This window comes from Mucilaginibacter oryzae, assembly GCF_003148845.1.
Taxonomy (GTDB): domain Bacteria; phylum Bacteroidota; class Bacteroidia; order Sphingobacteriales; family Sphingobacteriaceae; genus Mucilaginibacter; species Mucilaginibacter oryzae.
Map to the genome: position 1 here is coordinate 1 of NZ_QGHA01000033.1, position 4,294 is coordinate 4,294.

Below are 4,294 nucleotides of genomic sequence, written 5' to 3' on the forward strand. Positions count from 1 at the left end.
TCCTTCACTTCCCCAGGTTCTATGCGGTATCCGCGGATTTTGACCTGTTCGTCCTTACGGCCGATAAACTCTATATCGCCGGATGGGAGCCAGCGCCCAAGATCCCCTGTGCGGTACATTCGCCCGCCTGCATTAAAGGGATTAGCCACAAACTTCTCTTCCGTTAATTCACGGCGATTGAGATACCCTTTTGCGAGGCCATCCCCAGCTACGCAGATTTCTCCAGGTACACCTACAGGTACCAGTTGCGCTGCCATATCAAGTATAAAAATCTGCGTATTTGAAATTGGACGACCTATCGGTACTCTGACATCTGTCAAGGCTGTGGGGTAATAAGTAACATCAATACTTGCTTCAGTGGGGCCATACAGATTATGCAGTGGCACATTGATTAACTCGTACCACTTATGGACGAGGCTGACAGGCAATTCTTCTCCGCTGGTGAATAAAACGCGCAGCGATGAAAGCCGTGCTATCATTTCCGGTGAATCAGAAAGTGTGTTCGTAAATACTTTAAGCATCGACGGCACGAAGTGTAAAGCGGTCACTGCCGCTTCTTCTATCAACGTTGAAAGGAGATATGGAGAACTCACAACTTCCAACGAACACATGACCATTGTTGCCCCCCAACATATCGGCAGGAATAATTCCCATACCGACACATCAAAAGTATAAGTAGTTTTTTGCAGGATAATGTCTTCGGTAGTGAACTGATAATGCTCCCACATCCAATTTAAGCGGTTTAATACGCCACGATGTTCCAGCATACACCCTTTTGGCCTTCCCGTTGAGCCTGAGGTGTACAATACATACATCAGGTCTGATGATGACTGAGCGGTCGGAATACTGCTTTTGCTGAATTCCGAAGATATGTTTTCAAATTTTTCGTATTCATCTTTATCGAGTAAGGTTTTGCATTTGCTGTCACCTAAAATAAAATCGATGCGATCCTGCTGATATGCAGGGTCGATCGGAACGTAAGCTCCACCGGCTTTCATTATGCCAAGCATGCAGATAATTAACAGTTCCGATTTTTCCAGCATGATGCCCACCAACTCACCCGGATTTATGCCATATACACTTCGCAAATAATGTGCAAGCCGGTTTGATCGCTCGTCCAGTTCTCGATAACTAAGTTTCCTGCCTTCGAAAACTATGGCCGTCATTTCCCCTCTTAAGAGTACCTGTTCGGCAAACAGGTCTGTTAAAGTCGCATTGTTGCGATAGTCGACAGTTGTGTCATTGAATCTTTCCAGCAGTTCAGCCTTTTCAGAAATATCGAGGAAATCAATTTTTCCTAATGTAGTCCAAGGCGCTGCGACAACCTGCCCGATCAGTGTTTCCAAATGCCTTAGCATCTGCCCGGCCGTAGATGGTTCATAGATGTCGGTATTAAAGGTTAATTCTATATCGAGCGCCTCCGAAGTCTCGATGAACGTAAACTGGAGATCAAATTTCGCTGTAAGATCCAGGGCATCTTCATAGCGCCACATTTTTAATTCCTTCCGCGCTCCGTCCAATAACGATTCTTTAAGCTCAGGTTGCTGCAATACCACCATGATATCGAACAGCGGATTACGCGAGATATCGCGCTGTAAATTCAGATGATCGACCAGCTCATCAAATGGGTAGGCCTGATGCTCATAAGCAGCAAGCGTTACGCGTTTGACATGAGCCAGGAGTGCTTTAAAATTATCATCAGAATTAAAAAGCACTCTTAAAGGCAAGGTATTAACATAGAACCCGATCTGATCCTCGAGATCCGCATGCTCTCGCCCGGCCACAGGGGTACCGATTATCTGTTCTTGTTGCCCGGTATAACGAAACAGCAACACATTAACCGCACCCAGCAATCCCATAAATAGCGTGGCGTTTTCTTCCCTTAACAGCATTTCCAAAGAACTTTTGGTTTTCGGCGATAGTCTTTTCCGTAAGGTACTCCCGTTATACGTCCTCACCGCAGGCCGGGGTTTGTCGCCTGAAATAGCAAGCAGGGGCAGTTTGCCCCTGAACTGTTCCGTCCAATAGCCCTTATTCAAATCGAGGCTGCCATCTTTAAGTCTTGCTTGTTGCCAGCTTGCATAGTCTTTGTATTGCAAGCGTAAAGGCGCGATTTCCTTTTTCGCGCCGCCCGTGTATGACCTATACATGCCCATCAGCTCTCTGACCAAAAGCCCCATAGACCAACCGTCGCTAATTATGTGATGCATTACGAAGCTGAACACCCAACGCTTTTCACTTACCCAATAAAGGCATGCGCGCAGCAATGGGCCAGAATAAAGATCAAAAACCCATTGAAAATCGGACTCAACCTGTCTTTGCAAAGCGATTCGATCCAGATTCCTCATGTCCTTTTGAAGGATTACGAACCTATGATAGTTCTCCGGCAATACATATTGCTTTACTTCACCGCTTTCGTCTGAACGAAAAACCGTCCTGAGAACCTCGTGCCGCTCAATGACAGCCTGAAACGATTGCTGAAGTCCTTCAAAATTCAGTTCTCCCCCGAACCAGTATGCTCCTGATATATTATAAGCGGTTTTCGTTTCATTGAAATTGCTAAGTACCCATAACCTTCGCTGTGAAGATGATAAAACATAACTCTCAGCAGGCTTAAGCGAAGGTATAGCGGAATGCCCCTCATGCAAACTCTTGTCGATCAACTTCGCCTGCTCCTCCAGCACCGAAACCGTGAACACCTTTTTCAGTGCTATTTTCACACCAAATACTTTGGATACCTGGCTGATCAGGCGCATAGCTTTAAGGCTATTTGCACCGAGTTCAAAAAAATCAGATCCAACGCCAATCTGACTTATGTCACGACCCAATATTTCACTCCATAATTCCGACAGCTGCCGTTCCGTTTCTGTCCTTGGAGCAATACGGTCAACCATCACCAGCTCCCCCCTTGACATCTTAACCATTGCTTTACGGTCAACCTTTCCGTTTGTCGTTAGTGGAATCCTTGCTAAGCGGCTGTATGACCGCGGCAGCATATAGGACGGCAGCCGCTGTGATAGATAATTGTTCAGCAAAGTTCCGTTCAGTTCTTCGGCAGATGTTATAAAAGCCCTTAGTTCCGGCTCTTCACCTTTCAATGGTATGGCAAGAACAACCGCGGCGCTGATCCCGGGATAATCGAGCAAAGCGCTCTCGACCTCGCCTGGTTCAATACGATAACCATTTATCTTAATCTGGTCGTCATTTCTTCCCAGATATTCGATATTACCATTAGCGAGCCAGCGACCGATATCTCCTGTGCGATAAATAACATGGTCTGTTTTGAAAGGGTTTGATACAAAACGCGATGCAGTAAGTTCCGGGTTATTCAGATAGCCTCTTGCTATCCCCGCTCCGCCAATACAAATTTCACCGGATACTCCTATGGGGCACAACTGTCCGGCATTATCCAGAATATATACCTGAGTATTGGCAATGGGCTTTCCGATTGGAAGACTTTGGTAAGATACATTCGCGTTGAATAAAAGCTCGATAGAGGTAACGGTCGTTTCGGTCGGTCCGTATTCATTGTAGAATGTGTGATATTTTGCCCAATCTTCCGCTAACGAACGCGGACAAACATCCCCCCCGGAAATCACGCGCTTCAACCATGGATATTTTTTAACCGTAAGCAGTTGCAGGATAGCGGGAACAGTATGAATATGCGTTATGGATTTTCCAGAAATGTATGCTTCCAGCTCCGGGATATTCAGAAGTGTATCTTTGGAAATTAGATGTAAAGACGCACCGCTTGAAAGCGCAATAAAGATCTGTTCAACGGAAGCATCGAACACAAGATTAGACAATTGAAGGATATTTTCTGAAGCATTCAATCCGAACTCACGTTGCTGTGAGACAACCAGGTTAAAAACTCCGTTATGCCCAACCAAAACTCCTTTTGGCCTGCCGGTTGACCCTGAAGTATAAATTACATAAGCCGACGACTCGGGGCGGACGTGGGGCAACAAAGCTGTGACCCTGCGGGCTTTTAGAAAGGAGTTGAAAAAGGGGACATCTATAACTGTTTTGCAATTACTATCTGATATGATATAATCGATGCGTTCCTGTGGATAATCCGGGTCTATCGGCACATATGCCCCCCCCGATTTCAGGATGCCGATAATTGTGATGATGTGCCACAACCCCTTATCCAGAAAAATCCCGACCCGTTCTCCTGGTAAAACGCCGATTGCCGAAATCAGGTATTTGGCCAGCAGATCAGAACGTTCATCGAGTTCCTGGTAGGTCAGCGACTTACTTCCGCTCACAACCGCCGTCTTGTCCCTATGCAGTT

1 protein-coding gene is annotated in these 4,294 nt (G+C 46.1%); it reads right to left on the reverse strand.

Annotation, left to right across the window (positions count from 1 at the left end):
- The coding region (locus LX99_RS25230) for a non-ribosomal peptide synthetase (RefSeq protein WP_146203235.1) at window positions 1-4,294 on the reverse strand (4,294 nt) is incomplete at both ends.